The following is a 26,654-nucleotide window of genomic DNA, read 5'->3' as shown; positions in this document are numbered from 1 at the left end:
GATCCTACAAATCGTCGGGCAGATTGACCAGCGCGTCGAGCGCCCCCTGAAGGATATGCGCGGCGGCGAGGGCATCGACCTTCCCGGCACGCTTGGCACGGCTGACGTCGGCATCGACCATCGCCCGTTCGACCGCCATCGTCGACCAGCGTTCGTCCCACAGGAGGACGGGCAACCCGAGCGGGGCGAGGTTTCGCGCGAACGCACGGATCGACTGGGTGCGCGGCGAATCGCTGCCGTCCATGTTCAGGGGGAGGCCGACGACGAGTCCGGCGATCCGTTCGCGCTTGAGGAATGCCGTCAGCTGGACGAGGTCCTTCTGGAACTTGGTCCGGCGAATCGTTTCCGCCGGTCCCGCAAAACTCCATTGCGCATCGCAGGTCGCCAATCCGATGGTCTTCGTCCCCACGTCGAGGCCCGCGAGCCGGCCCGAGGGGCAGGCGGCGCGAAACGCGGCGGCGGAGGCCTGGATCATGCGGCTTCGCGCGCGGTCCAGGCCGTGCGCCGCGCAGCGACGTCCTCGCGCACCGCGCCCCAGAAGAGCGCATAGTCGAAGACGTGATAATTGTTGCCGGGAAGGACGTACGGGCCGAACTCGGGGACCTCGCCATTGAGGATCAGCAGCCCGCGATCGCAGGTCGCCCCGACCGTTCCCGGCTGCAGCATCGCGTCGGAAAGCTGCCGGTTGGGGACGATCAGCCCCGGATTGTCCTGCGGCAGCGCCTCGCCCTCCGCGCCGCCGGTGAGCGGATTGGTACAGACCAGCCGCTCGCGCTGACGCTCGATCCCGGCATAGCCTTCCGCGCTCAGCCATTCGCGCAGCACCAGTCCCGGATTGGGCGGATCGCCGAACGTCAGCCAGCTCATCAGGCATCCGGTCTCCTCACGGCTAGTGCAGGCGGTGAGACCGGTGGCGGGAAGATCGGCTTCCATGTCGATCGGCCAACCGACCACATAGGCGGAAATCAGCCGATCGGCGATCTCCTCACGACGTTCGGCAAGGAGACGCAGCGCATGGAGACCGCCCTGGCTATGCCCCGCGACGATGATCGGTCCGTTCGGATTTTCTTCCAGAAAGACGTCGAACGCCGCCGACACGTCGCGATAGGCGACATCGAGCGCGGCTTGCGCATTGGCGCTCTGCGAGAGAAACGTGCCGAAGCTGGCCTGTCGATATTTGGGCGCCCAGACGTTCGAGCTTTCCGCAAAGGCGCTGGCCTGGCTCTGGATGAACAGTTCGGCACGGGTGCGGGCGATCCCCGTCAGGTCCATGTCGGCGTTCCAGCGGTCGGTGCGCAGATAGGTCGTGGGATGAATGTAGAAGGTGGCGGCGCCTTCGCGCTGCGGCGCAGGGTCGGCGCTGTCGTCCTGGTCCGATCCGTCTGCGGCAGACAAGTTGTCGTCCGAGGCGTCCTCGTCGACGAGAATCTCCGCTTCGGGATCGGCGGTGACCTCCGGCTCCCAGTCGGCGAGCGGTTCGTCCATGTCGGGGCGCGACCACCAGGCATCGATGGTGTCGTAGGTCGGATCGTTGTCGGGCGGCGGGGCGGTGAATTCCACCTTCGGAAGCGCCTGTTCGGCGAGGAATCGATCGCCGAACTGATGCCATGCGAAAGCGCCCGCGACGACGAGAAGGGTGAGACCCAGGATGATCCAGAGAAAGATGCGCGCTGCCATAGGGACGTGCGACTAGCCGCGCCCGCGCTGCGCTGCAACATCGCTTGAAGGCGGGGGCTCGCGGCGTTAGAGCGAGCCGCATGTCAGTCACGATCGATCAGGTGCGCCACATCGCCAATCTGGCGCGCATCCAACTGTCCGACAGCGAGGCGGAAACGCTGCTGCCGGAGCTCAACAACATCCTCGACTGGGTCGAGCAGCTCGGTGAAGTCGACACCGACGGCGTCGAGCCGCTCGCCACCGTCGTCGACATGCAGATGCGCCTGCGCGAGGACGGGGTCACCGACGGAAACATCCGTGACAAGGTGCTGGCCAACGCGCCCGAGCCCCAGCACGGCTTTTTCGGCGTACCGAAGGTGATCGAATAGATGGCGGACCTGACCCACAAGACGATCGCGGAGCTTCGTGACGGCTTTCGCGCCGGCGAGTTTTCCGCGGTCGAAATCGCCGAGGACTACAATGCCGCGGTGGACGCTGCGGACACGCTGAATGCCTATCTGGTGAAGACGCCCGAGAAGGCGATCGAGGCGGCGAAGGCGGCCGACGAGGCGAAGGGCAAGGGCGCGCTTCTGCCGCTGTCGGGCATTCCGCTGGGCATGAAGGACCTGTTCGCGACCGAGGGCGTGCTGACGAGCGCGGGATCGAAGATGCTCGGCAATTTCGAGCCGCCCTACGAGAGCACCGTTTCGGGCAAGCTCCGCGACGCGGGTGCCGGGATGCTCGGCAAGCTCAACATGGACGAGTTCGCGATGGGGTCGTCGAACGAGACCTGCGCGCATGGCAACGTCATCTCGCCGTGGCGGCGCGAGGGATCGAACGCAGCGATCACGCCGGGCGGATCGTCGGGCGGCAGCGCGGCGGCGGTGTCGGCGCGGATCGCGCCGGGCGCGACGGGGACCGACACGGGTGGATCGATCCGCCAGCCGGCGGCCTTCACCGGCATCTGCGGGATCAAGCCGACCTACGGACGGTGCAGCCGCTGGGGCGTGGTGGCGTTCGCCTCCTCGCTCGACCAGCCGGGGCCGATGGCGCGGACGGTGCGCGACTGCGCGATCCTTCTGGAAAGCATGTGCGGGTTCGATCCCAAGGATTCGACCAGCCTCGACGCGCCGGTGCCGCAGTGGGAAGCCGAATTGTCGGGCGATCTCAAAGGCAAGAAGGTCGGCGTTCCCAAGGAATATCGGATCGACGGCACGCCCGCCGACATCGACGCCTTGTGGGAGCAGGGGGTCGAATGGCTGCGCGACGCGGGCGCCGAGCCGGTCGAGATCTCGCTGCCGCACACGCAATATGCGCTGCCGACCTACTACATCCTCGCGCCCGCCGAAGCCTCGTCCAACCTCGCGCGCTATGACGGCGTTCGGTACGGCTTGCGCGAGACGGTCGAGGGCGGTGGCCTGCACGACATGTACAAGGCAACGCGCTCGGAGGGCTTCGGCGCCGAGGTGAAGCGTCGCATCATGATCGGCACCTACGTTCTGTCGGCGGGCTTCTACGACGCCTATTTCACGAAGGCACAGCGCGTCCGCGCGTTGATCAAGCAGGACTTCCGCACCGCGTTCGAGGAATGCGACATGATCCTCACCCCGACCGCGCCGAGTGCAGCGTTCGGGCTGGGCGAAAAGTCGGACGATCCGATCGCGATGTACTTGAACGACGTGTTCGCGGTTCCGGCGAGCCTCGCAGGCCTGCCCGCGATGAGCGTGCCGGGCGGGCTCGACAGCGACGGGCTACCGTTGGGACTGCACCTGATCGGCAACGAAATGGACGAGCAGGCGGTGCTGAACGCGGGGCTGGCGATCGAGGAGCGGGCGCCAAAGATCGAGCTACCGGAGAAGTGGTGGTGAGCATTTTTGGCGATAGTGAAGCCGACCAGCGAGACTATGGTTTCGCGTTCGCGGCGCTGAAATCATCCATGTATCTATGGGATGTGTTGGCTCGGTCCGGTCAGCTTTCGATGGCCGACGCAATTCGACATTCGGAGCTTGTCCGGGACGGTCTGGAAATCGTTCCTGAACGGTACCTCGGGAAAGCTGGCTGGGAAGCAGTCGAAAGCTCGCTCAAGCAAATCGAGGAGCAGGCGCGATTGAATTACGGGAAAGATCGGGCATGACCGACTATCGAGTGAAGGGTCAGCAGGGCGAATATGAGGTCGTGATCGGCCTCGAGGTTCATGCGCAGGTGACAAGCGAGGCGAAGCTGTTCTCGGGGGCGGCGACCGCGTTCGGGGCGGAGCCCAATACGCAGGTCAGCCTCGTCGATGCGGCGATGCCGGGGATGCTGCCGGTGCCGAACCGCGAATGCATCCGGCAGGCGGTGCGTACGGGGATGGCGATCGACGCGGCGATCAACAAATGGTCGCGCTTCGACCGCAAGAATTATTTCTACGCCGACCTGCCGCAGGGCTACCAGATTTCGCAGCTCTACCACCCGCTGGTGGGCGAGGGCGAGGTGGAGGTCGCGCCCGACGAGCAGAAGCCCGACGAGACCAAGACCATCGGGGTCGAGCGCATCCATGTCGAGCAGGACGCGGGCAAGCTGATGCACGACCAGCATCCGACGATGTCCTACGTCGATCTCAACCGCTGCGGCGTCGCGCTGATGGAAATCGTGTCCAAGCCCGACATGCGTTCGCCCGCCGAAGCCGGAGCGTATCTACGCAAGCTGCGCTCGATCCTGCGCTATGTCGGTAGCTGCGATGGGAACATGGAAGAAGGCTCGATGCGTGCCGACGTGAACGTCAGCGTCCGCAAGCCTGGCGAGGAACTGGGCACGCGTACGGAGACGAAGAACGTCAATAGCGTGCGTTTCGTGATGCAGGTCATCGAGCATGAGGCCAAACGGCAGGTGAAGGCGATCGAGAGCGGGGAGGGGGTGCAGCAGGAGACCCGCCTGTTCGACGTCGCCAAGGGCGTGACGCGTCCGCTGCGGAGCAAGGAAGATGCGCACGATTATCGCTACTTCCCCGATCCCGACCTGCTGCCGCTGGAGCTCGACGACGCATTCCTCGCCGAATGCCGCGCGAGCCTGCCCGAACTGCCGGACGCGAAGCTGAAACGGTACGAGGATCTGGGGATCACGCCCTACAATGCCGCGGTGCTGACCGCAGAGGTCGAGACCGCGCGCTGGTTCGACCGGCTGCTCGACGCGGGCGCCGAGCCCAAGGCTGCGTCCAACTGGGCGAACAGCGTGCTGCCGGGCGTGCTCAATGCGAAGGACGTGTCGTTCGACGACGAGCGCAACACGCCGGAGACGAGCGCGGCGATCCTCAAGATGGTCGACGACGGCGACATCTCGAAGGGGCAGGCCAAGGAAGTCATGGAGCTGGTGATCGACGAAGGCGGGACGCCCGCCGAGATCGTCGAGAAGCACGGCATGAAGCAGACCAGCGACACCGGCGCGATCGAAGCGGAGGTCGACAAGGTGCTGGCCGCCAACGCCGACAAGGTTCAGCAATATAAGGATGGCAAGGAGGCCCTGTTCGGCTTCTTCGTCGGCCAGACGATGAAGGCGATGAAGGGCCAGGCCAATCCGCAGGTGGTGAACCAGATCCTGCGGACGAAGCTGGACGGATAATTCACGCGCTCCGGCGAGGGCCGGAGCCAGGACCGCGCGTCTCCTCGATTCCCGGCATTTGCCGCGGCCCGCAGGACGCGCCGGGAAAACGGAGACGATGATGCGTAAGACGATCCTTCTGGCAGCCACCGCGCTCGGCCTTGCTGGCTGCACCGCCCCGCAAGAGGGAAGCGTCGCGGGACTGCCGGTCCCCGGCCAGCCGGCGGCGCAAGATGCGGGCCAGCCCGATCTTCTCGTGGTCATTTCGGTTGACCAGCTGTCGAGCGAGCTGATGGAGGAATATCTGCCTCGCATGTCGGGCGGACTGGCGCGGCTGGCGAACGAGGGAACGCTGTTCATCAACGGATATCAGGCGCAGTCGGCGACCGAGACCTGTCCCGGCCATGCGACGATCCTGACCGGCAGCCTTCCCGCGCGGAGCGGGATCGTGGCCAACAACTGGATCGAGCGCGAACGGGGCGACGAGGAGCAGAGCGTCTATTGCGCCGAGGACCCCGACCGCCGCGGCGAACAGGGCGCACGCCAAGTCATCAGCCCCGAACATCTGATGGTGCCGACGCTGGGCGAATACATGAAGTCCGCGAACCCCGCGGCGCGCAACGTCGTCGTGGGCGGCAAGGACCGCAGCGCCGTGATGCTCGGCGGCCGGCAGGTCGACCAGCGCTGGTGGTGGGGCGACGATGGCTGGATGACCGACCAGACGACCCCGGCGCCGAGCGTGGTCAGCGCGGCGACGGTCAGCACGCGCAATCTTCTCGACGCGGGCTCCGATGGTTTCTCCATTCCGCCTTATTGTGCGTCCAAGCCGGTCGTGACGGTCGAGAATCGCGGTCGGATCGGCAACGATCCGTTGGGCTGGGAACCGGGCGACCTTTCGGCCTTCCGCACGACGCCCGCCTATGACGGCGCGGTGCTGGCGCTGGGTGCGGCGCTGATCGACGAGATGGAGTTGGGCCGACAGGACCAGACCGACCTCATCAGCCTCGCGCTGGCGGCGACGGATTACAACGGCCACAAGTTCGGGCCGCAGGGTGGCGAAATGTGCCTGCAGTTGTTCGGGCTCGACCAGAATCTCGACGGTTTCCTCAAGGCGCTCGACGCGCGGGGACTGGACTATGCGGTCATGCTGACGGCCGATCATGGCGGATTGACCATTCCCGAGCGGCTGAAGCTGATGGGCAACGACCAGGCCGCGCGGGTCGATCGCGAATTCGGCGCGCTGGCGGCGGGCGTGCTTGCCGACATGGGCCTGCCGGAGACCGCGCTGGCCGGATCGGGCGACATCTACATCGATCCCGCGCTCGAAGCCTCGGTCGCGGTCGAGCTGATCGCGGCGCTCAAGACCGCCTATTCCGCGCATCCCCAGGTCGAAGGGGTGTATTCGGAAGCCGAGATCATGGCGCTGCCGATCCCGATCGGGGATCCGACCGAATGGTCGATCCTCCAGCGGCTACGCGCGACCCATCATCCCGCCCGTTCCGGAGACGTGGTGATCGTGCTGAAGGAATTCATCATGCCGATCCCGGTGCCGAGCGCGGGTTATATCTCGACCCACGGCAGCCCGTACGAATACGACCGGCGCGTGCCGATCGTCTTCTATCGTCCGGGCGAGGCGCCGGTGCGACGTCCCGATCCCGCGCGAACGGTCGACATCCTTCCGACGCTCGCGACGCATCTGGGCGTATCGCTCGGTGGGCAGCGGATCGACGGCGAATGCCTCGACGGCGTCCACGGGGTGCGCTGCGCCGACTAGATCAGGCGCGCGGGTTCAGCCGTTTACACGGGATCGTCGCGTTCGCGGCGCGGCGGTTCGCCGGGTTGCGGCGGAGGTTGGTCGATGCGGCGCGGTTCGTCCGCGTCGGGGTCGGGATCGGGGGTGACGCGCCGCTCGGGGCGAGGGGGTTTGCTGGCCATCTTCCCTCAACCCGTCGGACCCTTCGCAGGTTTCGCGGCCACGTCTCTTGCCCCGCGCGTCCATCTTGCTATAGCGCGCTGCACTTCGGGCACTTACCCACTGCGGGCGTGGCGGAATTGGTAGACGCGCTGGTTTTAGGTACCAGTATCGCAAGATGTGGGGGTTCGAGTCCCTTCGCCCGCACCACCGCCGCTTCCCCGCACGAGGGTCAGGAACGCCCGTCCGATCTTCCATCCGACTACGGGGTTTTTGAAGCGTGACCATGCAGATTGCCGAAACCAAGAACGAGGGCCTGACACGGGCCTACGACCTCACCATCCCCGCCAAGGACATCGACGGCTATGTCGATGCCGAGATCAAGCGCGTCGCGCCGCAGATTCGGATGCCCGGCTTTCGCCCCGGCAAGGTGCCGCCCAACCTCATCCGCAAGATGCACGGCGAGGCGCTCCAGGCGCAGGCGATCGAACAGGCGGTGCAGGGCGGCGTCGACAAGCTGATCCGCGAGAAGAAGCTGAAGCCCGCGATCCAGCCCGAAGTGAAGCTCGCCGACGGTTACGAGCATGGCAAGGACGCCGAGGTTTCGGTGAAACTGGAAGTGCTTCCCGACGTCCCGCAGCCCGACATCGACGGGATTAAGCTGGAGCGGCTGAACGTCGAGACCGACGATAAGGCGGTCGAGGCGCGGATGCAGGAACTGGCGAAGAACCAGAAGAGCTGGAAGGACGCGGCCAAGACCAAGAAGGCGGCCAAGGGCGACCTCGTCGTGCTGGACTTCGTCGGCAAGGTCGACGGCGACCCGTTCGAGGGCGGCGCCGCCGAGGACATGGAAATCGAACTGGGGTCGGGCCGCCTGATTCCCGGGTTCGAGGACCAGCTGGAAGGCGTGAAGGCGGGCGAGAGCCGCGACCTCAACGTGACCTTCCCCGAGGATTATCCGGCCAAGGACCTGAAGGGCAAGGACGCCGTCTTCGAGACCAAGGTCAAGAAGGTCCGCGTCGAGGACGAGACCAAGATCGACGACGATTTCGCGAAGTCGCTGGGTCTCAAGGACCTCGACCAGCTGAAGGACCTGCTGAAGGACCAGGCGGGGCAGGAGCTCAACAATCTCACCCGCACGCACATGAAGCGGCGGCTACTCGACCAGCTGGCGGCGGGGCATGATTTCCCCGTCCCACCGACGATGGTGGATGCGGAATATCAGAACATCATGCAGCAGCTTCGCCACGAAGCGAGCCATGAGGAAGATCCCGAAGCCGCGCTGAAGGAAATCGAGGCGGACGAGGCGGATTATCGCGCGATCGCCGAACGGCGCGTGCGGCTCGGCCTGCTGCTGTCCGAGATCGGCCAGCAGAATGGCGTCGAGATCACGCAGCCCGAGATGAACCGGCTGATCGCGCAGGCGGCGCAGCAGTATCCCGCCGAGCAGCAGCAGCAGTTCCTCAAGTACGTCCAGGAAAACCCGATGGCCGCCGCGCAGCTTCGCGCGCCGCTGTATGAGGAAAAGGTCGTCGATTTCCTGTTCGACAAGGCCGACATCACCGATCGCACCGTGACCCGCGAGGAACTCGAGGAAGATCTCGAGCGCGAGGAGGACATCAAGGTCGAGGCGGACAAGGCCAAGTCGGGCAAGAAGAAGGCGCCGGCCAAGAAGGCCGCGGCCAAGAAGCCGGCCGCCAAAAAGAAGGCCGACGACAAGAAGGCGGACGGAAAGAAGCCTGCGGCCAAGACGGCGGACGACAAGAAGTCGGACGACAAGAAGCCCGCCGCCAAGAAGGCGCCCGCGAAAAAAACCGCCGAAAAGAAACCGGCTGCTAAGAAAGCGCCTGCTAGGGCTGCTGCCAAGAAGCCGGCGGCCAAGAAGGCTCCGGCCAAGAAGGCGTCTGCGAAGAAGGACTAGTGCATGGCGGGGGGCAAGGCGCCACGGGTAGCGATCCTGCTGCCCTGCTATAACGAGGAAGCCGCGATCGGAGCGACGATCGACGGCTTCCGCGCCGTTCTCCCCGACGCCACCATCTACGTTTTCGACAATAATTCGAAGGACCGGACGGTCGAGATCGCGGGCGCACGCGGTGCCGTCGTCCGCTCGGTCACCCAGCAGGGCAAGGGCAACGTCGTGCGGCGCATGTTCGCCGACATCGAGGCCGACATCTATCTGATGGCCGACGGGGATCTGACCTATGATCCCGCCGCCGCGCCCGAGATGGTCGAGATGCTGTGGGAACAGCAACTCGACATGGTGGTCGGCACCCGCCACCACGAGGAGCAGGAAGCCTATCGCGGCGGCCACGTGCTGGGCAATCGCGCCTTCACCGGCCTGCTCGCGCGGCTGTTCGGCAAGAGCTTTACCGACATCTTCTCGGGCTACCGCGCCTATTCGCGCCGCTACGTGAAGAGCTTCCCGGCCTCCAGCGAGGGGTTCGAGACCGAGACCGAGATGAGCGTCCATGCGCTCGAGCTCAGGATGCCGACCGGCGAGGTCGCGACCAAGTATCTGGCGCGGCCGGAGGGATCGGAGAGCAAACTCAACACCTATTCGGACGGATGGCGCATCCTGAAGATGATCGGCACGCTCTATCGCGTCGAACGTCCGCGCAGCTTCTACGGCTTCTTCGCGGTGTTCCTACAGGCGCTGGCGGTGTTTCTGGCCATCCCGCTGTTCATCACCTTCTTCCAGACGGGGGAGGTGCCGCGCTTCCCGACCGCGATCCTCGTCACGGGGATGAGCGTGGTCGCGGGGCTGTTGTTCATGACCGGGCTGATCGTCGCGACGGTCACGCGGGCGCGCAAGGAAATACGGCGGCTCGCCTACCTGTCCTACGAGGCACCCAACAGCGCCCAAAGCGGGGCTTGAAAGGTTCGCGGAAATCCCGATGTTGGGCCACAAGCCAACGATAAGGAATTTCCATGAGCCTCGACCACGAAGATATTGCCAGCGCCCTCGTCCCCGTCGTCATCGAACAGTCGAACCGGGGCGAACGCAGCTTCGACATCTTCTCGCGCCTGCTGCGCGAACGCATCATCTTCGTCACCGGCGGGGTGGAGGACAACATGGCCTCGCTCATCACCGCCCAGCTGCTCTTCCTCGAGTCCGAGAACCCGAAGAAGGACATCTTCATGTACATCAATTCACCGGGTGGCGTGGTGACCGCCGGCATGGCGATCCACGACACGATGCAATACATCCGCCCCAAGGTCGGCACCGTGTGCATCGGCCAGGCCGCCAGCATGGGCAGCTTCCTGCTCGCCGCGGGCGAGCCCGGGATGCGGGTCGCGCTGTCGAACGCGCGGATCATGGTCCACCAGCCCTCGGGCGGCGCGCGCGGCATGGCTTCGGACATCGAGATCCAGGCCAAGGAAATCCTGCGCATCCGCAGCCGGATGAACGCGCTCTACGCCAAATATACCGGCAAGCCGATCGAGCAGATCGAGAAGGCGATGGACCGCGACACCTTCCTCGAGGCTGATGAGGCCAAGGAATTCGGCATCATCGATCAGGTGTTCGCCAAGCGCCCCGAACAGGGCGAGGACAACGACACCCACGCGGGCGACGTGACGCCGAGCTAGGACGGATCGCGTCCGCGCACGCGACATGCTAGGAGGGTGGAATGAGCGATCATTACGCCCTCATTGGCATCGCGCGTGACGCGGATGCGGCGACGATCCGGTCGGCCTATCGCCGGGCGATGCGCTCGGCCCATCCCGACGTCGCCCGCGACGACGGGGCACGGGCACAGGCGTTGAACCATGCCTTCGCCGTCCTGTCGAATGAGGAGACGCGGGCGGCCTACGATCGCGACATCGGGCAATCGGGCGCGGCCGCTTCGGGGCAGGTCGGCGAGCGCGCCGTATCGTTCGCGGTGCAGGAGCATGGCGGGGCGCAACCGCGGCGCGATCCCTTGCCGATCAGCTGGATCGTGATTCTCGCGCTTCTGATGAACGCGCTGCTGATCCTGGGGGTGGCGACCGGGGGCCGTTTCTGATCGCTTCGGGACAGTCTTCGCGCACGGCCTTGCGGGCATGGCCCGCTATCTCCATATTCGATGCAAAGGACCCCCCACACCATTGGGGACGTTAATCATTTCCGACAATTGTTCTTGCTAGGCGTTCTGCTAGCATGAGCATGTCGCCCCCGGGCGGCACAGACAAGTATGAGGACATCTCGATGACCAAGCTTTCCGGCGGCAGCAGCGACTCCAAGTCGACGCTCTATTGCTCCTTCTGCGGCAAGTCGCAGCACGAGGTGCGCAAGCTCATCGCCGGGCCGACCGTGTTCATCTGCGACGAGTGCGTCGAGCTGTGCAACGACATCATCCGCGAGGAAACCAAGTCGAGCCTTGTCAAGACGCGGGACGGCGTGCCGACCCCGCTCGAGATCAATGAAGTCCTCGACGACTACGTGATCGGGCAGAGCCGCGCCAAGCGCGTGCTCTCGGTCGCGGTGCATAACCATTACAAGCGGCTCAACCACAGCGCCAAGACCGGCGGCGAGGTCGAACTCGCCAAGTCGAACATCCTGCTCGTCGGGCCCACGGGCTGCGGCAAGACGCTGCTGGCGCAGACGCTGGCGCGGATCCTCGACGTGCCGTTCACGATGGCCGACGCCACGACGCTTACCGAAGCGGGCTATGTCGGCGAGGACGTCGAGAACATCATCCTGAAGCTGCTGCAGGCGTCGGACTACAACGTCGACAAGGCGCAGCGCGGCATCGTCTACATCGACGAGATCGACAAGATTTCGCGCAAGGCCGACAATCCCTCCATCACCCGCGACGTGTCGGGCGAGGGGGTGCAGCAAGCGCTTCTGAAGCTGATGGAAGGCACCACGGCCAGCGTTCCGCCGCAGGGCGGGCGCAAGCATCCGCAGCAGGAATTCCTGCAGGTCGACACGACCAACATCCTGTTCATCTGCGGCGGTGCGTTCGCGGGGCTGGAAAAGGTCATCGGCGACCGGCTCGAAGGCAAGTCGATCGGGTTCGGCGCGCATGTCGCCGCACCCGAGGAGAAGCGCGTCGGCGAGACGTTGAAGCATACCGAGCCGGAGGATCTCATGAAGTTCGGGCTGATCCCCGAATTCATCGGACGGATGCCGGTCATCGCGACGCTCGAGGATCTCGACGAGGATGCGCTGGTACAGATCCTACGCGAGCCCAAGAATGCGCTGGTCAAGCAGTACAGCAAGCTGTTCGAGATGGAGGACGTCGAGCTGGTCTTCACCGACGATGCGCTGTCCGAAATCGCCAAGAAGGCGATCGAACGCAAGACCGGTGCGCGTGGCCTCCGCTCGATCCTCGAGGGCATTCTGCTCGACACGATGTTCGACCTTCCCTCGATGGAAGGCGTGGACGAGGTGCATGTGGACGGCGACGTCATCGCGGGCCGCAAGGAACCCGTGCGCGTCTATGCCAAGAAGGACAAGGACAAGGCCGCCGGCGACACGGCGGCCTGAACCCAGTCCCCTAGTCGATGAACGAACCGACCGTCTCCGGCACCCGCGAGCCGCACGCTTCCCGCGCGCGTCGATTTCCTCCGTTCGTCCCCACCTTTCTGACGACGCCCCGCCGTCCGGTCGTGGCGGTGATCGGGGCGTGGCTTCTGTGCATCTTGGGGTCGCTGATGATTGCGGCGATCGTTCGCGCGCTCCTGCCGCAGGGCGAGGCGCCCGATTTTTCGGCGTTGCAGGCGCTGGGGCCGGCGACGATCCTGTTCAGTCTCGTGATCTTCGCGCCCGTCGTGGAGACGCTCATCATGGGCGGCGTGCTGCTCGTCCTCCTCCAGTTCATGCGCCCCGGCTATGCGGTGATCGTGAGCGCGGCGGGTTGGGCGGTCGCGCACAGCATGCAGGCCGCCATCTGGGGCCTCGTGATCTGGTGGCCCTTCCTGATCTTCTCGTTGCTGTTCGTCGTCTGGCGCGAACGGTCGCTGGTCCTGGCGTTTCTGCTGCCGGCGGTGACGCACATGCTGCAGAACAGCCTGCCCGCGCTGGCCGTCGCCTTTCCCGAACTGGCGGGGACGGCCTAGGCGCGATCAGCCGTTCGTCGGCTCCACCCTGACGATGGGCGGGGGTACGAAATCTTCATCGGCGTCGGCATCGGGATCCTCTTCCGGTTTGAACCCAACCGGCGAATAAAGATAGATGTCAGCGTCGGTGATCTCGTCGATCCGCTCCTGGGCGGCGCGTGCCTCGGCCGCGGTGATGCGGTCCGTCCGGCCCCGATATTCGGTCGTGATTTCAACCCGTCGTCCGTCGCGGGTGATCGTGCGCGTCACGTCCGCACCCGCCAGTTTCTCGGTGAAACCCTTGACCTCGGTAGCGTAGAGATCGGCGTCCGCCGCAGGGAGGAGGAAGGTTTCGCGCGTGGTTTCCCAATAGGGCGAACCCATGTTCACGTCCCAGTCGCGATAGGGACCTTCCTCGCGATCGAAATCGACCGGCCAGTCGGTCGCGTCGAGGGCAGCGTTCAGACGATAGCGATCGCCCTTTTCGGCATCTTCGGGAAGCCCCTCGAAACTCGTGCTTTCCTCCCATTCGGGGCGCGTGAGGCCCGAATAGCGGATAAGGAGCGTACCGTCGTCGTCGCGGTCCACCAGTTCGGCGGTATCGATATCGTCGTTGGGAATGCTTGGCAGCATCGATTTCATCATCGTGTCGTGGACGTCGCGGGACGGTGCCTGGCTGAGGGAAGCGCGGGTTTCCGCGGCGTGGGAACCGGCCATCCGGATGGTCGCCGTGAACGGAACCTCGCCCGCCAGCCCGTTCGAACCGTCCCATTCGATCACATATTGCATATCGGGAACGGTGCCCATGGCGCGGGGAATCGCGACCAGGTCGGCGTTCGCGACGAGGGGCAGGCCGTATTCGAAGTCATTCCCCTTGAGATCGTCGGCGCGCAGATCGCCGAAGCCGGTCCCGTCGAGATAGTAGGTCTGGCCGTCGATATGGGCGCGCGCGATGACATGATCGAACAGCATCAGAGCGGGCAGCGATCCCGAGAGGATGCCCCCCTGTTCGGACCGTACGAGAAGCGCGTCGTTGGCGATGCCCATGCGCGACAGCAGCGCCATCAGGATCGCGGTCGAGGCCTTGCAGTCGGCGGCGCGGTCGCGGAACGCCTGTTCGGGGTCGACCGGGGTGAAGGCACCCTGTCCCAGAAGGATGGCGATATAGCGCACGTCTTCCTGCACCACGCGCAAGGCCTCCAGCATGCGGGCGCGGGGCGTGTCATGTTCGGCCATGATGCGATCGGCGACCTGCGCGAGTTCGCCATCGGGGTCGATGTCCGTGACGTCGGCGTAGAAAGGACGCATTGCGGCCGCGGCGTCGTTCCAGGTGGCGTAAGGAGCCGCCTGGAAGAAGCCGATCACCTTGTCGGCCGGCGCGTGCTCGGGGATGGCGAGCGTTTCGTCTTCCTCGTCGTCCGCCTTTACCGGGACGATGGGAGGCTTGAGCGATCCATCGAGAGCGAGGCGATCGACCCGTACGTCGTAGGCCTTGCCGAACTTCGTGTCCTGCGCCGAAACCTTTCCGTAGTGCGGCGTATATTTGACGCGGATGCCGTCCGTCTCGTCGGCCACCATGCGTTGGTAGAAGGCGGTATTGTCGCCGAGATTGGCCTTCACATACAATTGCTCGGGCGGGAGACCGAAGAGGTCCTTTCGCATGTCGAAGCCGTAAGCGATGTGGACCTCATCACCGACCTGCAGGCCGGGAACCGGGACCATGACCGTCTTGATGCCGTTCAGCATCGATTGCTCGAGCTGCTGGTTCTGGTCGATCACGCGGATGTCCGCGTCGCTCAGCCGGTCGACGACCGTCCCGTCGCGATGGATCGTGAGTTCGTGCAGATAGGCCGGACCGCGATCCGACACCCAGGGAAAATAGACGGTGCCGACCTGTTGCAGACCGGCCCGATTGTTCGGCCGCATGACCATCTTGAGATAGATGCTCGCCTTTTCCGCATCGACGCGCGCCTGACTGTCCATCAGGAACAGATCGGCGGCCGCGCCCGTCTCTTCCGTCGGACGGTTGACGTCGCGTTCGACGACCCATTCGGGCGCCTTTTCGCGCAACACCTGCTGATCCTGCGCGGCGGCGATGGAAGCGAAAGAAGTCGATACCGCCAGAACGGCCATCAGAGAACGCACAAACATACCAAAGACTCCGGAATAACAGCGTGTTGGACCGAGCTTTCCGTTTCTTGCCATGGGTTACAAGCATTGTCAGCACACAAAGCGATCACCATATGTCCGAACATGACAAAACGGACCCTTCCCCTTCTCCCGCTGCGTGACATCGTCGTCTTTCCGCAGCGCATCGTTCCCCTCTTCGTCGGCCGCGAGAAATCGGTCGCCGCGCTCGAAGCGGCGATGGCCGAAGACAAGCAGCTTTTCCTGGTCGCGCAGCTCGATCCTGCCGAGGACGATCCCCAGCCCGATCAGATGTACGACCTCGGCGTGATCGCGACCGCGATGCAGCTGCTGAAGCTGCCCGACGGGACCGTCCGCGTGCTCGTCGAAGGAGCGCAGCGTGCGCGCCTCAAGAAGATCGAGGATGCCGAGGGCGGTCATCAGATGGCCGAAGTCGAGATCGTCGAGGCCGAGGAAGGCGAGGGGCCGGAGACGGCCGCACTGATGCGCTCGGTCCTCGACCAGTTCGAGAATTATGCAAAGCTCGACAAGAAGCTGCCAGCCGAGACCGGCATGCAACTGGCCGAGATCGAGGATCCCAACCTGTTGGCCGATGCGGTCGCCAGCGCGCTGTCGGTGAAGGTCGCCGACAAGCAGTCGCTGCTGGGCGAACTCAACCCCGCCAAGCGTCTGGAGATGCTGTTCGCCTTCATGGAAGGCGAACTGGGCGTGCTGCAGGTCGAAAAGAAGATTCGCAGCCGCGTGAAGCGCCAGATGGAGAAGACGCAGCGCGAATATTACCTCAACGAACAGATGAAGGCGATCCAGCGCGAGCTGGGCGACGAGGACGAGGAGGGCGACGAGCTTCAGGAGCTTGCGTCGAAGATCCGCAAGACCAAGCTGTCGAAGGAAGCCAAGACCCGCGCAGAGGCCGAGCTGAAGAAGCTCAAGGCGATGGCGCCGATGTCCGCCGAGGCGACGGTCGCGCGCAACTATCTCGACGTGCTGCTGGCGCTGCCGTGGGGCAAGAAGTCGCGACTCAACCGCGATATCGAGGAAGCGCAGAACGTCCTCGATGAAGACCATTTCGCGCTGGAAAAGGTCAAGGAACGGATCATCGAATATCTCGCCGTGCAGGCCCGGACCAACAAGCTGAAGGGTCCGATCCTGTGCCTCGTGGGACCGCCGGGCGTCGGCAAGACCTCGCTCGGCCGTTCCATCGCCAAGGCGACGGGGCGGGAGTTCGTCCGCCAGTCGCTGGGCGGGGTTCGCGACGAGGCCGAGATTCGCGGCCATCGCCGCACATACATCGGCTCGCTTCCGGGCAAGATCGTGTCGAACCTGAAGAAGGCGGGGACCAACAACCCGCTGTTCCTGCTCGACGAGATCGACAAGCTGGGACAGGATTTCCGCGGCGACCCGGCCTCGGCGCTGCTGGAGGTGCTCGATCCCGAGCAGAACAACAAGTTCAACGATCATTATCTCGAGATCGACTACGATCTGTCGGACGTGATGTTCGTGACGACCGCGAACAGCCTCGACATGCCGCAGCCGCTCCTCGACCGGATGGAGATCATCCGGCTGGAGGGGTATACGGAAGACGAGAAGGTCGAGATCGCCAAGCGCCATCTCATCCCCAAGCAGCTCGAACAGCATGGTGTCGAAGAGGGCGAACTGACCTTCGCCGACGACGGACTGCGCACGATGATTCGCCACTATACGCGCGAGGCGGGTGTGCGCCGGCTGGAGCGCGAGATTGCCAAGGTGGCCCGCAAGGCGTTGCGCAAGATTCTCGAAAAGGAGACCGAGAGCGTCACCTTCACGGAAGAGAATGCGCAGGAATATCTGGGCGTCCGCCGGCATCGCTACGGTATCGGCGAGGACGAGGACCAGATCGGTGCCGTTACCGGGCTTGCCTGGACCGAAGTGGGCGGCGAGCTGCTGACCATCGAGGCGGTGACCGTTCCCGGCAAGGGTCAGATTAAGACGACCGGGAAACTGGGCGAAGTGATGCAGGAATCGATCCAAGCCGCGATGAGCTTCGTCAAGGCGCGTTCGCCTTCCTACGGGGTCAAGCCGAGCGTCTTTTCCCGCAAGGATATCCACGTCCATCTGCCCGAAGGCGCGGTGCCCAAGGACGGGCCGAGCGCGGGCATCGGAATGGTCACCGCGATGATCTCGACGCTGACGGGGATTTCGGTGCGCCGCGACGTTGCCATGACGGGCGAAGTCACGTTGCGTGGCCGGGTGCTGCCGATCGGCGGGCTGAAGGAGAAGCTGCTGGCGGCGCTGCGCGGCGGCATCACCACCGTGCTGATCCCGCAGGAAAACGAGAAGGATCTCGCGGATATTCCCGACGCGATCAAGCAGTCGCTGGAGATCATTCCCGTGCGCCACGTGGATGAAGTACTGTCGCGGGCGCTGACCGCCGAGATGACGGCGATCGAGTGGACTGACGCCGACGAATTGTCGACCGAACCGTTGGTCCCGCCCAAAGGAGACGGCGAGGAAGCGACCATTCGCCATTAAGCGAGAAAAATCATCGTGCACTGTCCCGAAAAGGGTAATTTTCGGGACAAGTGCCTTTGACTCTGCCCCGCCGAGACGGTCTAACGGGGCTTCGTTCGATTGGCGGTCCAGCCGAGTCTCTGCGTAAGGACATCTCGGTGGCGACCGCCCCAAAGGAGGCGATGCGCATGAACAAGCAAGAGCTTATCGGTGAAATTGCAGACCGCGCGGGGCTGAGCCGTAGCGATGCGAGCCGCGCCGTGGAAACCATGCTCGAAGTGATTACCTCGACCCTGAAGCGCGGCGACGAAGTGCGCCTGGTCGGGTTCGGCAATTTCTCGGTTACCGAGCGCAAGGCCTCGACGGGCCGCAACCCGCGCACCGGCGAGCCGATGCAGATCAAGGCCAGCCAGCAGCCCAAGTTCCGCCCGGGCAAGGTCCTCAAGGACGCCGTGCAGAAATGAACCCGTCGGAGCGGAGCGTGATCGCATGCTTCGCTCTGGACAGGGTGCGCGGCCTCACTTAAAGGCCGCCCTCACGCCGCTCGGCATGGGCGCGTAGCTCAGTGGTAGAGCACACCCTTCACACGGGTGGGGTCGCAAGTTCAATCCTTGCCGCGCCCACCATGCCGCCAGCGTTAATCACCTTCCGACAGCACGATCCTCGCTACCGAACCGTCATTGAGCGGCCCGGGGGCGATGGTGCATTGTCGTCGGTCCGTTCGGCTAGGCCAAGTAGGCTTCCTCGAAACCGGCGAGACGCCGCAGTTCCTCGGTCCGTTCGAAGAAAACCCGGCGCCCCTCACGGCGGATCAGTCCGTCGCGTTCGAGCTGGGCGAACATACGGTTGACGTTGACGGAGGTCTGGCCGGTAATGTCGGCGACTTCCTGCTGCGTGAACGGATTGAGCAGTCCGTGTTCCTCCGCCGATACGCGCATCCGTCGGGCCATTTCGAGCAACAGATGCGCGACCCGCGCAAGGCTGTCGCGCCGTCCGCAGCTGAGCAGCCATTCGTAATTGATCGAATTCTCGCGCTGCACTTGCTTGAGAAAATATTGCGCGATCTCGGGATGGGCGGCGAGGATCGGATCGAGGTCTTCGGCCGAGGCGACCATCACCCGCGACGGCACGATGGCCGCCAATCCCACACTCGAATGCCGATCGTTCGCGGGGAGGATCCCTTCGCCCGGAAAACGGAGGGCGACGATCTGGCGGCGGCCGTTTCCGTCGGTCCGATACTTGGCGAGAATGCCGGTGCACACGAACATCAGTTCATTGCGCGTGAAGCCGATTTCGCGAAAGGGACGCTTGGGATGGGCCTGCTCGATCCGCGACGGAATGGCAGCGAGCGCCCTGGCGGCAGGCTCGGCGAGGCCAGTGCCGACCAGCGTTTGCACGAGGTCGACATCGGTATCCAACAAAGAAATGGTCATGAAGGGTGAAAGCTACTCCGTCGGCCACGCCCCCATGGCCTTTAACTATCTGTTATCTTAATGGTTTGACATCATTGGATGCAGGCTCGAAGCCTATGCCCCTATGATGATTTACGGGAAAGACTGCAACCCGACATTCGACGAACGGTGCACCGTTCGTCGCTCTCCGGTCACGCGGCTTGCCAAGCGCGGCCTGCACTCCTAAAGGGACCGGCGCGCCTCAGCCAGGGCGCTCATGGCGATCGTAGCTCAGCTGGTTAGAGCACCGGTTTGTGGTACCGGATGTCGCGGGTTCAAGTCCCGTCGATCGCCCCATTTCCTGTCCGGCATCGATGGAGAGACGACGCCGTCATGAGCACCGTTTTGGGCAACCCCAATTTCGACGATCACGAAGTCGTGCATTTCGTGACCGACCGCGCCAGTGGATTGCGCGCCATTATCGCCTTGCATTCGACCGCATTGGGTCCGGCAGCGGGCGGAACGCGCTTTTGGCCGTATCCCGACGACATGGCGGGCGTCAGCGACGTGCTGCGCCTGTCGCGCGGGATGAGCTACAAGAATGCGATGGCGGGCTTGCCGCTGGGGGGCGGCAAGGCCGTCATCCTGGCCGACGCCCAGCGCACCAAGACCCCCGCGATGCTTGCCGCCTTCGGGCGCGCGATCGACGGCCTGGCGGGCAATTACGTTACCGCCGAGGACGTCGGAATCACCGTCGACGACATGATCGCGGTCTCGGGCGAGACCGATTATGTCGCGGGCCTGCCCGTCGAGGCGGGCGAGGAAGTGGGCGGCGATCCCGGCCCGCACACCGCCCGCGGCTGCTATCTCGGTATTCGCGCCGCGGTGGCGCGCAAGCTCGGGCGCGAGACTCTGTCGGGCGTCCACGTGGCGATCCAGGGCGCGGGCAGCGTGGCGAGCCATCTGGCGCGTCACCTGGTGAACGACGGCGCGACGCTGTCGATCGCGGATGTCGACGCGCTGCGCGCCGAGGCGCTGGCCCGCGAGACGGGCGCGACGGTCGTCGATCCTGCCGATATTCTGGCGCTTGATGCCGATGTCCTCAGCCCCTGTGCGCTGGGCGCGATTCTCGATGCCGACACCATTCCCGCGATCAAGGCGGCGATCGTGGCGGGTGCGGCCAACAACCAGCTCGGGACGCCCGAGGACGGACAGCGGCTCGCCGCTCGCGATATCCTCTACGCCCCTGATTACGTCATCAACGCGGGCGGGATCATCAACGTCTCGACCGAGTATCTCGACGATGGCGGCGCCGACCTGGTGCGCCAGCGGATCGACGCCATTCCCGGGCGGCTCGACCAGATCTGGAGCGAGAGCGATGCGAGCGACCGCGATCCCGCGGCCGTCGCCGACGCCATGGCCGCGCGACTGATCGGGCGCGGCTAAGGACCATCTGGCCCACCGGGCCGAAGCGGGGTAAAGAGCGCGCACCGCCATGCATCGTTTTGCCAACCCCGCCCGCTTCCTGAAGATTGCGCGCCCCGCCACCGGCTGGACGCTGTGGTCGGGTCTCGCGCTGACGATCGCGGGATTGATCGGCGGGCTGTTCCTGGTCCCGGCCGACTATCTGCAGGGCGACACGTTCCGCATTCTTTATGTTCATGTCCCCGCCGCGTGGCTGGGCATGGCAGGATGGGGCGGCATTGCCGTTTCCAGCGTTGCGGTGCTGGTGTGGCGGCATCCGCTCGCCGCCATCGCCGCGCGGGCGATCGCGCCCGCGGGAGCGACGTTCGCGGCGCTGTGCCTCGTGACCGGATCGATCTGGGGCCGGCCCACGTGGGGGACCTGGTGGGAATGGGACGGGCGGCTGACCAGCATGCTGGTGCTGTTCTTCCTCTATCTGGCCTATGTCGCGCTGGCGGATGCCGAGCGTTCCCGCGGGCCCGGACAGGAAGGGCGGATTGCGGCCATCTTCGGATTGGTCGGGGCGATCAATCTGCCGATCATTCACTACAGTGTGATCTGGTGGAACACGCTGCATCAGGGTCGTTCGATCAGCATCGTCGAGGGCCGATCGAGCATCGATGGTTCGATGCTGTGGCCGCTGCTGCTGGCGGCGCTCGGGTTCACGTTGCTGTTCGCGGCGATCGTGCTGATGCGGATGCGCGCGGACATCGCGCGTACCAAGGTCGAGGCGCGGTTGCAGCGGTTGGGGGCGCAGCACTGATGGCGCCGTGGCCCTTCGTCATCGCCGCTTATGCGATCACGATCGTTGCGACGGCCGTGCTGGTCCTCGTCTCGTGGCGCGCGATGCGCCGCGCCGAGCAGCGCCATCGCGACCTTCGGGACGGGCGATCATAATGGCGCCCAAGCAACAGCGGCTCGTCCTCGTCCTGATCGCCGTCGGCGCCATTGCGGGTGCGGCATTGCTCGCCTTGTGGGGACTGCAGGGGCGAGCGGCCTTTTTCGTGACGCCGAGCGAGATCGTGGAGGGGACGGTGGAAACCGGCGTTCCCCTTCGCCTCGGCGGAATGGTCGAGGACGGATCGATCGAGCGCAGCACCGATGGGCTCGAGGTTCGCTTCCGCCTCGCCGACACGGAGGCCAGCACGACGGTCGCCTATCGCGGCATCACGCCCGACCTGTTCGTGGAGGGATCGGGCGCGGTCGCGGAAGGGCAGTTGGCCCCCGACGGCACGTTCGTCGCCGACCGCATCCTTGCCAAGCATGACGAGAATTACATGCCGCCCGAACTGGCGAGCGAGGCCGAGGAACGCGACACGGCCGACAGCGTCGAGGGTTCATGAACGCCGAAATCGGCCACGCCGCCTTGTGGCTCGCGCTCGGCTTAGCCTTGTTTCAGGCCGGGTGGGGCCTGACGGCAACCCGAGGAACCGAGGACCGTGCTGCGGCCCTGCGCGGACTGGCGGTGGCGCAGGCGCTGCTCTGCTGTCTTGCCTTCGCGATGCTGCTGCGCGTGTTCGCGGCGGTCGATCTGTCGGTGGCGCTCGTCGCGACCAACAGCCACAGTGCCAAGCCTGCCTTCTACAAGCTCGCCGCGGCGTGGGGAAACCATGAAGGGTCGATGCTACTGTGGGTAGTGCTGCTGACATTGTTCGGCGGCCTTCTCGCCCTGTTCGCGAGAGCGCTCGACCGGCGGACGCTGTCCGTGACGTTGGGGAGCCAGGGAGCGCTGACGGCGGGATTTCTCGCCTTTCTGCTGCTGACGTCCAACCCGTTCGCGCGGCTGTCGCCGCCCGCGATCGAGGGCAGGGGGCTCAATCCGCTGCTGCAGGATCCCGGGCTCGTTTATCACCCGCCGCTTCTCTATGTCGGCTATGTCGGGCTTTCGGTCGCGTTCAGTCTGGCGGTCGGCGCCATGCTCACGGGGCGGGTCGACCGTTCGCTGGCCGAGGCGATGCGACCGTGGGTGCTGGTCGCCTGGACCTTCCTGACGGCGGGGATCCTGGCGGGGAGCTACTGGGCCTATTACGAGCTCGGGTGGGGCGGCTACTGGTTCTGGGATCCGGTCGAGAATGCCTCGCTGCTCCCGTGGCTGGCCGCGACGGCGCTGCTTCACTCCGTGTCGGTCCTCGCGGCGCGTGAGGCGCTTCGGGCGTGGACGATGATGCTCGCCCTGTTGGGTTTTGCGATGAGCATGCTGGGGACGTTTCTCGTGCGTTCGGGACTGCTCACGTCGGTGCATGCGTTCGCGGTTGATCCGGAGCGCGGGACCTTCATTCTCATCCTGATGACGATCTATATCGGTGCCGCCTTCGCGCTTTACGGATGGAAGATCGCCACGGTTCGGGCGGGTGAGCCGTTCGAGGTGACGAGCCGCGAAAGCGCGCTGGTCGCCAACAACGTGCTGTTGTCGATCATTCTCGCGCTGGTGCTGTTCGGGACCTTCTATCCGTTGATCGCCGAGGTGTTCGGTGCGGCCATTTCGGTGGGTCCGCCCTATTTCAATCTCGTCACCGGCCCGCTGGCGCTGTTGCTGATCGCTCTGTTATTCGTCGGGCCCAGCCTGACGTGGCGGCGACAGAAGCGCCCGCTTCCCAAGTCGCTGCGGGTGGCCGCGCTGGCCGCTGTGGCAGGCCTGGTGATACCGATCGTGCTTGGCCTCGACATCAGTCTGCTCGAGCGGGGCGGGCTGGCGCTGGGGGCAGGGCTCGCGATCGCCAGTCTCGTGCCGCTGTTTCGAAAGCGCCCCTGGCGGATCGGGGCGCCGACCTGGGCCATGGCGATCGCGCATTTCGGAATCGCCATCCTGACGCTCGGCGTCGCCAGCGAGAGCGCCTTCACCACCGAGCGGCTCGCCATCATGGAGCCGGGGGACCAGGCCGAGGTCGGACCCTGGACCGTCGAGATGCGCGACGTGACGCCCGTAGCCGGTGCCAATTTCACCGCGGTCGAGGCACGACTCGCCGCCGCGCGCGGGCGCGGAGCCGCCGCACTTGCGCCGCAGCAGCGACAGTTCAATACCCCGATCACCGTGACCAGCGAGAGCGCGCTGCTCACCAACTGGGACGGGCAGCTCTATGCGACTATCGGTTCGGGCAGCCTCGATGAAGGCTGGCAGGTCCGCCTGTGGTGGAAGCCGTTCGTGACGTTCATCTGGGCGGGCGGAATGTTGATCGTCCTGGGCGGACTGATCTCGCTGATCGGGCGGGGCATGCGGGGATGGCGTCGCCGGATGGCCGAACGAGACGCCGAGGACAGCGGCGGTTATCGACAGGCGCGCGCATGGTAGCCCGTCTTCTTCCCCTCGCCATCGCGCTGGCGCTGCTGGCGTTCGCGGGGTGGCGTCTCGCGTCGCCGTCCGAAGGATCGCAGGTGACGAGCCAGCTGGTCGGCGAACATCTGCCCGAATTGTCGCTGCCACCGATGGTCGACGGGACGACGGGGATCGAGCCGATCGGCCGCGACGAGCCCTATCTGATCAACCTGTTCGGGAGCTGGTGCGTGCCGTGTATCGCCGAGGCGGAGTATCTGGACGATCTGGCACGACAAGGTGTGCCGATCGACGGGATCGCGGTGCGAGACGAGCCAGAAGCCGTTCAGCGATTTCTCGACCGGCATGGCGATCCCTTCGCGCGGATCGGGGCGGATCCCGACAGTCAGGCGATGCTCGAACTGGGCGCTACCGGCGTGCCCGAAACGTTCCTGATCGACGCGGACGGCGTGGTGCGGGCGCATTGGCAGGGACCGATCGAGGCGGACGACCTGCCCGACATCCTCGCGCGTGTGGAGGCGCTTCGATGATGTTTGCCGCGCTCTTCCTCGCCGCGGCGACGTCCGCCGCGCCGGCCGACTATGCGGACCGCCAGCTCGACGATCCGGCGCTGGAGGCCGAAGCGGTGCAGCTGATGGAGGAATTGCGCTGCCTGACGTGCGAAGGGCAGTCGATCGCCGAGAGCGATGCCGACATGGCGGGTGACATGCGCCATCTCGTCCGGGCGCGCCTTGCCAAGGGCGAACGACCCGCCGAAGTACGCGGGTGGCTGGTCGATCGGTACGGAAGCGTCGTGACCTATCGCCCGGTCTCCGGCGATCCGGTCAGCTGGCCGCTGTTCGCCGCGCCGCTCGTGCTGCTGGCGCTGGCGGCCTGGCTGTTGAGGCGGCGGTTCGTGCGGCGGAGTAAAGGCGAATGACCGTCTATCTGATCATCATCCTGCTGATCGGCGTGGTGGCGGCAGGATTGTGGCTCGCCAAGGTTCGCGGCGCGACGCTGACCCTATCGCTGGCGGCGATGCTGCTGGGGGGAGCGGGCTATGCGATCGCGGGGCGCCCCGGCCTGCCCGCCCGTCCGGTAGCGGAAAGGCCCGACATGGGACCGCCGATGGCCCTCACCGGCGCGCGCGAGGCCTTCTACGGGCGCTTCAACCAGGTCGAGCAATGGGCGATCCTGGCCGACAGCCGGACGCGGATCGGCAATACCGAGAGTGCGGCCAAGCTGTACGCGAGCGGCGTGCGCGAGAATCCGCGCAACTTCGCGCTCTGGTCGCTCTACGCCAATGCGCTGGCCGACCATGCGGGCACCTTGTCGCCCGCAGCGGAACTGGCCTTCGACCGCGCGATCGAACTGGGCGGGGACGCGGAGGGGCCGCTGTTCTTCAAGGCGCTAGCGCAGGTGCGCAGCGGCGAGGGCGAGGCGGCGCTGCCGGCGCTGCGCTCGCTCGAGGAGCGCGCGCCCGAGGGGTCGGACCGACGCGCGCTCGTTCTGGGAGCCCTCGCGATCGCCGAACAGCAAGCCGCGGCTCAGACCGGTTCGTAAGGCAGCGCCAGCGCGGTCGCGACCGCCTTGTGACGGATCTTTCCACCCGAAACGTTGAGACCGTCGGCCAGATGCTTGTCGTTGGCCATCGCCTCCTTGGCGCCGCGATTGGCGAGCCGGATGACGTGCGGCAGCGTGGCGTTGTTGAGCGCGAACGTGCTGGTCCGAGCGACCGCGCCCGGCATGTTGGCGACGCAGTAATGGATGATGCCGTCGATCTCGTAGACGGGATCGTCGTGGGTGGTCGCCTTGGACGTTTCGAAGCAGCCACCCTGATCGATGGCGATGTCGACCATGACCGCGCCGCGCTTCATGTCCTTCAGCATCTCGCGCGTGATGAGCTTGGGCGCCGCGTCGCCCGGCACGAGGACCGCGCCGATGACGAGGTGCGCCTGACTGATGTGGCGACGGATCGCCTCGATCGTGGAATATTGCGTCTTGATCGTCGATCCGAAGTGCAGGTCGAGTTCGGCCATCTTCTCGTTCGACACGTCGAAGATGGTGACGTCGGCACGCTGGCCGGTCGCCATCATCGCCGCGTTGATGCCCGCGACGCCGCCGCCGAGGATCACCACCTTGCCAGGGTTCACCCCGGGAACGCCGCCCAGCAGCACGCCGCGACCGCCCTGTTCCTTTTCAAGATAATGCGCGCCGACCTGGATCGACATGCGCCCGGCAACCTCGCTCATCGGTGCGAGCAGCGGTAGCCCGCCCTTGCGTCCCGTCACCGTCTCGTAGGCAATGCAGGTCGCGCCCGACTGCATCAGTCCTTCGGTCTGCGGCATGTCGGCGGCGAGGTGGAGGTAGGTGAACAGCGTATGCCGTTCTTCCAGCATCGCAATCTCTTCGGGCTGCGGTTCCTTGACCTTGACGATCATCTCGGCCTTTTCGAACACCGTCTTCGCATCAGCGACGACGGTGGCGCCGACGCGCTCGTAGTCGGCATCGGAGAAATCGATCCCCATGCCGGCATTGGTCTCGATGAACACCTCGTGCCCGAACGAGGTCAGTTCGCGGACCGACGTCGGCGTCAGGCCGACGCGATATTCGTGATTCTTGATTTCCTTGGGAATGCCGATGCGCATGCGAAGTCTCTCCTGAAACAATCCTCTGGGCGCGGCCTATAACGAGGGGGAGGGGGGACGCCCATCCCCCGAAGACGAACTTTTCGGCGAGCGGCCCGTTC

At 65.3% G+C, this 26,654-nt stretch carries 27 protein-coding genes and 3 tRNA genes; 24 read left to right on the top strand and 6 right to left on the bottom strand.

From position 1 onward, the window contains the following. Positions 1-4: 4 nt before the first annotated feature. Positions 5-475, bottom strand: a complete 471-nt coding sequence (ruvX, locus tag WJT74_RS05420) for a Holliday junction resolvase RuvX (RefSeq protein ID WP_343347764.1) — start codon at positions 473-475, stop codon at positions 5-7. Beyond that, entirely contained in the window at positions 472-1,677 is a 1,206-nt protein-coding gene (locus WJT74_RS05415) for a DUF3089 domain-containing protein (RefSeq protein ID WP_343347762.1), read from the bottom strand. Before WJT74_RS05415 ends, ruvX begins: the two co-directional genes overlap by 4 nt. Before the next feature lie 80 nt (positions 1,678-1,757). Between WJT74_RS05415 and gatC the strand changes: the two genes are divergently transcribed. The 5 genes from gatC to WJT74_RS05390 all read left to right on the top strand — a co-directional run bounded on the left by gatC (position 1,758) and on the right by WJT74_RS05390 (position 7,006). Continuing rightward, positions 1,758-2,045: an Asp-tRNA(Asn)/Glu-tRNA(Gln) amidotransferase subunit GatC gene (gene gatC, locus WJT74_RS05410; protein WP_343347760.1), complete on the top strand. Its 288-nt coding sequence runs from the start codon at positions 1,758-1,760 to the stop codon at positions 2,043-2,045. Further along, entirely contained in the window at positions 2,046-3,524 is a 1,479-nt protein-coding gene (gene gatA, locus WJT74_RS05405; protein ID WP_343347757.1) for an Asp-tRNA(Asn)/Glu-tRNA(Gln) amidotransferase subunit GatA, read from the top strand. Continuing rightward, on the top strand, positions 3,521-3,790 hold the full coding sequence (locus tag WJT74_RS05400; protein WP_343347755.1) for a hypothetical protein: 270 nt from the start codon (positions 3,521-3,523) through the stop codon (positions 3,788-3,790). The genes gatA and WJT74_RS05400 overlap by 4 nt, the downstream gene beginning before the upstream one ends. Continuing rightward, the gene (gatB, locus tag WJT74_RS05395) at positions 3,787-5,253 is read left to right on the top strand and encodes an Asp-tRNA(Asn)/Glu-tRNA(Gln) amidotransferase subunit GatB (protein ID WP_343347753.1); all 1,467 of its coding nucleotides are present in this window, start codon (positions 3,787-3,789) and stop codon (positions 5,251-5,253) included. Before WJT74_RS05400 ends, gatB begins: the two co-directional genes overlap by 4 nt. A gap of 100 nt (positions 5,254-5,353) precedes the next feature. Beyond that, on the top strand, positions 5,354-7,006 hold the full coding sequence (locus tag WJT74_RS05390; RefSeq protein WP_343347751.1) for an alkaline phosphatase family protein: 1,653 nt from the start codon (positions 5,354-5,356) through the stop codon (positions 7,004-7,006). 23 nt (positions 7,007-7,029) lie between these two features. Here WJT74_RS05390 and WJT74_RS05385 read toward each other — a convergent pair whose 3' ends face one another. Beyond that, positions 7,030-7,167, bottom strand: coding sequence for a hypothetical protein (locus WJT74_RS05385; protein WP_343347749.1), 138 nt, complete (start codon positions 7,165-7,167; stop codon positions 7,030-7,032). A 102-nt stretch (positions 7,168-7,269) separates the two neighbouring features. On the opposite strand from WJT74_RS05385, the gene WJT74_RS05380 reads away from it, so the two are divergent. The 7 genes from WJT74_RS05380 (at position 7,270) to WJT74_RS05350 (ending at position 13,186) form a co-directional block, all read left to right on the top strand. Beyond that, positions 7,270-7,354: transfer RNA gene (locus WJT74_RS05380), tRNA-Leu, on the top strand. Positions 7,355-7,430: 76 nt separating this feature from the next. Continuing rightward, complete coding sequence (gene tig / locus WJT74_RS05375) at positions 7,431-9,065, top strand: trigger factor (RefSeq protein WP_343347747.1); 1,635 nt, start codon at positions 7,431-7,433, stop codon at positions 9,063-9,065. 3 nt (positions 9,066-9,068) lie between these two features. Further along, the gene (locus WJT74_RS05370) at positions 9,069-10,019 is read left to right on the top strand and encodes a glycosyltransferase family 2 protein (RefSeq protein WP_343347744.1); all 951 of its coding nucleotides are present in this window, start codon (positions 9,069-9,071) and stop codon (positions 10,017-10,019) included. 53 nt (positions 10,020-10,072) lie between these two features. Continuing rightward, positions 10,073-10,732: an ATP-dependent Clp protease proteolytic subunit gene (locus WJT74_RS05365; protein ID WP_343347741.1), complete on the top strand. Its 660-nt coding sequence runs from the start codon at positions 10,073-10,075 to the stop codon at positions 10,730-10,732. Between the two features lie 41 nt (positions 10,733-10,773). After that, positions 10,774-11,148 carry a DnaJ domain-containing protein gene (locus WJT74_RS05360; RefSeq protein ID WP_343347739.1) on the top strand — a complete coding sequence of 125 codons (375 nt, stop codon included), beginning with the start codon at positions 10,774-10,776 and terminating at the stop codon, positions 11,146-11,148. 182 nt (positions 11,149-11,330) lie between these two features. Next, a complete protein-coding gene (gene clpX, locus WJT74_RS05355) occupies positions 11,331-12,614 on the top strand; it encodes an ATP-dependent Clp protease ATP-binding subunit ClpX (RefSeq protein WP_343347737.1) in 1,284 nt (427 codons plus the stop codon). A 17-nt stretch (positions 12,615-12,631) separates the two neighbouring features. Next, positions 12,632-13,186: a CPBP family intramembrane glutamic endopeptidase gene (locus WJT74_RS05350; RefSeq protein WP_343347735.1), complete on the top strand. Its 555-nt coding sequence runs from the start codon at positions 12,632-12,634 to the stop codon at positions 13,184-13,186. A gap of 6 nt (positions 13,187-13,192) precedes the next feature. On the opposite strand, the gene WJT74_RS05345 is transcribed toward WJT74_RS05350, so the two are convergent. Continuing rightward, positions 13,193-15,316 (bottom strand): DUF3857 domain-containing protein, encoded by a 2,124-nt coding sequence (locus WJT74_RS05345; RefSeq protein WP_343347732.1) that lies wholly within the window; start codon positions 15,314-15,316, stop codon positions 13,193-13,195. A gap of 102 nt (positions 15,317-15,418) precedes the next feature. Here WJT74_RS05345 and lon point away from each other — a divergent pair, with 102 nt between their 5' ends. The 3 genes from lon to WJT74_RS05330 all read left to right on the top strand — a co-directional run bounded on the left by lon (position 15,419) and on the right by WJT74_RS05330 (position 18,426). Then, positions 15,419-17,821, top strand: a complete 2,403-nt coding sequence (gene lon / locus WJT74_RS05340) for an endopeptidase La (RefSeq protein WP_343347729.1) — start codon at positions 15,419-15,421, stop codon at positions 17,819-17,821. A 161-nt stretch (positions 17,822-17,982) separates the two neighbouring features. Next, entirely contained in the window at positions 17,983-18,264 is a 282-nt protein-coding gene (locus WJT74_RS05335) for an HU family DNA-binding protein (protein WP_343348104.1), read from the top strand. An 87-nt stretch (positions 18,265-18,351) separates the two neighbouring features. Beyond that, a tRNA-Val gene (locus WJT74_RS05330) sits at positions 18,352-18,426 on the top strand. A 99-nt stretch (positions 18,427-18,525) separates the two neighbouring features. Here the strand turns inward: WJT74_RS05330 and WJT74_RS05325 are convergent. Next, positions 18,526-19,233, bottom strand: a complete 708-nt coding sequence (locus WJT74_RS05325) for a Crp/Fnr family transcriptional regulator (protein ID WP_343347727.1) — start codon at positions 19,231-19,233, stop codon at positions 18,526-18,528. 238 nt (positions 19,234-19,471) lie between these two features. On the opposite strand from WJT74_RS05325, the gene WJT74_RS05320 reads away from it, so the two are divergent. The 9 genes from WJT74_RS05320 (at position 19,472) to WJT74_RS05280 (ending at position 25,468) form a co-directional block, all read left to right on the top strand. Beyond that, positions 19,472-19,548: transfer RNA gene (locus WJT74_RS05320), tRNA-His, on the top strand. Positions 19,549-19,584: 36 nt separating this feature from the next. Further along, complete coding sequence (locus WJT74_RS05315) at positions 19,585-20,637, top strand: Glu/Leu/Phe/Val family dehydrogenase (protein WP_343347724.1); 1,053 nt, start codon at positions 19,585-19,587, stop codon at positions 20,635-20,637. 49 nt (positions 20,638-20,686) lie between these two features. Next, positions 20,687-21,418, top strand: a complete 732-nt coding sequence (gene ccmC / locus WJT74_RS05310; RefSeq protein ID WP_343347721.1) for a heme ABC transporter permease CcmC — start codon at positions 20,687-20,689, stop codon at positions 21,416-21,418. Further along, entirely contained in the window at positions 21,418-21,552 is a 135-nt protein-coding gene (locus WJT74_RS05305) for a heme exporter protein CcmD (protein ID WP_343347719.1), read from the top strand. The genes ccmC and WJT74_RS05305 overlap by 1 nt, the downstream gene beginning before the upstream one ends. Beyond that, the gene (ccmE, locus tag WJT74_RS05300) at positions 21,552-21,998 is read left to right on the top strand and encodes a cytochrome c maturation protein CcmE (RefSeq protein WP_343347717.1); all 447 of its coding nucleotides are present in this window, start codon (positions 21,552-21,554) and stop codon (positions 21,996-21,998) included. The genes WJT74_RS05305 and ccmE overlap by 1 nt, the downstream gene beginning before the upstream one ends. Beyond that, positions 21,995-23,944, top strand: coding sequence for a heme lyase CcmF/NrfE family subunit (locus WJT74_RS05295; protein ID WP_343347714.1), 1,950 nt, complete (start codon positions 21,995-21,997; stop codon positions 23,942-23,944). The genes ccmE and WJT74_RS05295 overlap by 4 nt, the downstream gene beginning before the upstream one ends. Then, positions 23,938-24,456, top strand: a complete 519-nt coding sequence (locus WJT74_RS05290) for a redoxin family protein (RefSeq protein ID WP_343347711.1) — start codon at positions 23,938-23,940, stop codon at positions 24,454-24,456. The genes WJT74_RS05295 and WJT74_RS05290 overlap by 7 nt, the downstream gene beginning before the upstream one ends. Continuing rightward, positions 24,453-24,845: a cytochrome c-type biogenesis protein gene (locus WJT74_RS05285; protein ID WP_343347708.1), complete on the top strand. Its 393-nt coding sequence runs from the start codon at positions 24,453-24,455 to the stop codon at positions 24,843-24,845. The genes WJT74_RS05290 and WJT74_RS05285 overlap by 4 nt, the downstream gene beginning before the upstream one ends. Then, the gene (locus WJT74_RS05280) at positions 24,842-25,468 is read left to right on the top strand and encodes a tetratricopeptide repeat protein (protein WP_343347705.1); all 627 of its coding nucleotides are present in this window, start codon (positions 24,842-24,844) and stop codon (positions 25,466-25,468) included. The genes WJT74_RS05285 and WJT74_RS05280 overlap by 4 nt, the downstream gene beginning before the upstream one ends. Here WJT74_RS05280 and ald read toward each other — a convergent pair. After that, positions 25,453-26,553: an alanine dehydrogenase gene (ald, locus tag WJT74_RS05275; RefSeq protein ID WP_343347702.1), complete on the bottom strand. Its 1,101-nt coding sequence runs from the start codon at positions 26,551-26,553 to the stop codon at positions 25,453-25,455. The genes WJT74_RS05280 and ald overlap by 16 nt on opposite strands. Between the last annotated feature and the right edge of the window lie 101 nt (positions 26,554-26,654).

It is taken from the genome of Sphingomicrobium sp. XHP0239 (assembly GCF_039555325.1).
Classification (GTDB): Bacteria; Pseudomonadota; Alphaproteobacteria; order Sphingomonadales; family Sphingomonadaceae; genus Sphingomicrobium; species Sphingomicrobium maritimum.
This window is presented reverse-complemented; position numbering and strand designations above follow the sequence as displayed.

Bases quoted from the DNA above. Each gene is read 5' to 3' on its own strand.
- ruvX (WP_343347764.1), bottom strand. From the start codon at position 475: ATGATCCAGGCCTCCGCCGCCGCGTTTCGCGCCGCCTGCCCCTCGGGC.
- WJT74_RS05415 (WP_343347762.1), bottom strand. From the start codon at position 1,677: ATGGCAGCGCGCATCTTTCTCTGGATCATCCTGGGTCTCACCCTTCTC.
- gatC (WP_343347760.1), top strand. From the start codon at position 1,758: ATGTCAGTCACGATCGATCAGGTGCGCCACATCGCCAATCTGGCGCGC.
- gatA (WP_343347757.1), top strand. From the start codon at position 2,046: ATGGCGGACCTGACCCACAAGACGATCGCGGAGCTTCGTGACGGCTTT.
- gatB (WP_343347753.1), top strand. From the start codon at position 3,787: ATGACCGACTATCGAGTGAAGGGTCAGCAGGGCGAATATGAGGTCGTG.
- WJT74_RS05390 (WP_343347751.1), top strand. From the start codon at position 5,354: ATGCGTAAGACGATCCTTCTGGCAGCCACCGCGCTCGGCCTTGCTGGC.
- WJT74_RS05385 (WP_343347749.1), bottom strand. From the start codon at position 7,167: ATGGCCAGCAAACCCCCTCGCCCCGAGCGGCGCGTCACCCCCGATCCC.
- tig (WP_343347747.1), top strand. From the start codon at position 7,431: ATGCAGATTGCCGAAACCAAGAACGAGGGCCTGACACGGGCCTACGAC.
- WJT74_RS05370 (WP_343347744.1), top strand. From the start codon at position 9,069: ATGGCGGGGGGCAAGGCGCCACGGGTAGCGATCCTGCTGCCCTGCTAT.
- WJT74_RS05365 (WP_343347741.1), top strand. From the start codon at position 10,073: ATGAGCCTCGACCACGAAGATATTGCCAGCGCCCTCGTCCCCGTCGTC.
- WJT74_RS05360 (WP_343347739.1), top strand. From the start codon at position 10,774: ATGAGCGATCATTACGCCCTCATTGGCATCGCGCGTGACGCGGATGCG.
- clpX (WP_343347737.1), top strand. From the start codon at position 11,331: ATGACCAAGCTTTCCGGCGGCAGCAGCGACTCCAAGTCGACGCTCTAT.
- WJT74_RS05350 (WP_343347735.1), top strand. From the start codon at position 12,632: ATGAACGAACCGACCGTCTCCGGCACCCGCGAGCCGCACGCTTCCCGC.
- WJT74_RS05345 (WP_343347732.1), bottom strand. From the start codon at position 15,316: ATGTTTGTGCGTTCTCTGATGGCCGTTCTGGCGGTATCGACTTCTTTC.
- lon (WP_343347729.1), top strand. From the start codon at position 15,419: ATGACAAAACGGACCCTTCCCCTTCTCCCGCTGCGTGACATCGTCGTC.
- WJT74_RS05335 (WP_343348104.1), top strand. From the start codon at position 17,983: ATGCGCATGAACAAGCAAGAGCTTATCGGTGAAATTGCAGACCGCGCG.
- WJT74_RS05325 (WP_343347727.1), bottom strand. From the start codon at position 19,233: ATGACCATTTCTTTGTTGGATACCGATGTCGACCTCGTGCAAACGCTG.
- WJT74_RS05315 (WP_343347724.1), top strand. From the start codon at position 19,585: ATGAGCACCGTTTTGGGCAACCCCAATTTCGACGATCACGAAGTCGTG.
- ccmC (WP_343347721.1), top strand. From the start codon at position 20,687: ATGCATCGTTTTGCCAACCCCGCCCGCTTCCTGAAGATTGCGCGCCCC.
- WJT74_RS05305 (WP_343347719.1), top strand. From the start codon at position 21,418: ATGGCGCCGTGGCCCTTCGTCATCGCCGCTTATGCGATCACGATCGTT.
- ccmE (WP_343347717.1), top strand. From the start codon at position 21,552: ATGGCGCCCAAGCAACAGCGGCTCGTCCTCGTCCTGATCGCCGTCGGC.
- WJT74_RS05295 (WP_343347714.1), top strand. From the start codon at position 21,995: ATGAACGCCGAAATCGGCCACGCCGCCTTGTGGCTCGCGCTCGGCTTA.
- WJT74_RS05290 (WP_343347711.1), top strand. From the start codon at position 23,938: ATGGTAGCCCGTCTTCTTCCCCTCGCCATCGCGCTGGCGCTGCTGGCG.
- WJT74_RS05285 (WP_343347708.1), top strand. From the start codon at position 24,453: ATGATGTTTGCCGCGCTCTTCCTCGCCGCGGCGACGTCCGCCGCGCCG.
- WJT74_RS05280 (WP_343347705.1), top strand. From the start codon at position 24,842: ATGACCGTCTATCTGATCATCATCCTGCTGATCGGCGTGGTGGCGGCA.
- ald (WP_343347702.1), bottom strand. From the start codon at position 26,553: ATGCGCATCGGCATTCCCAAGGAAATCAAGAATCACGAATATCGCGTC.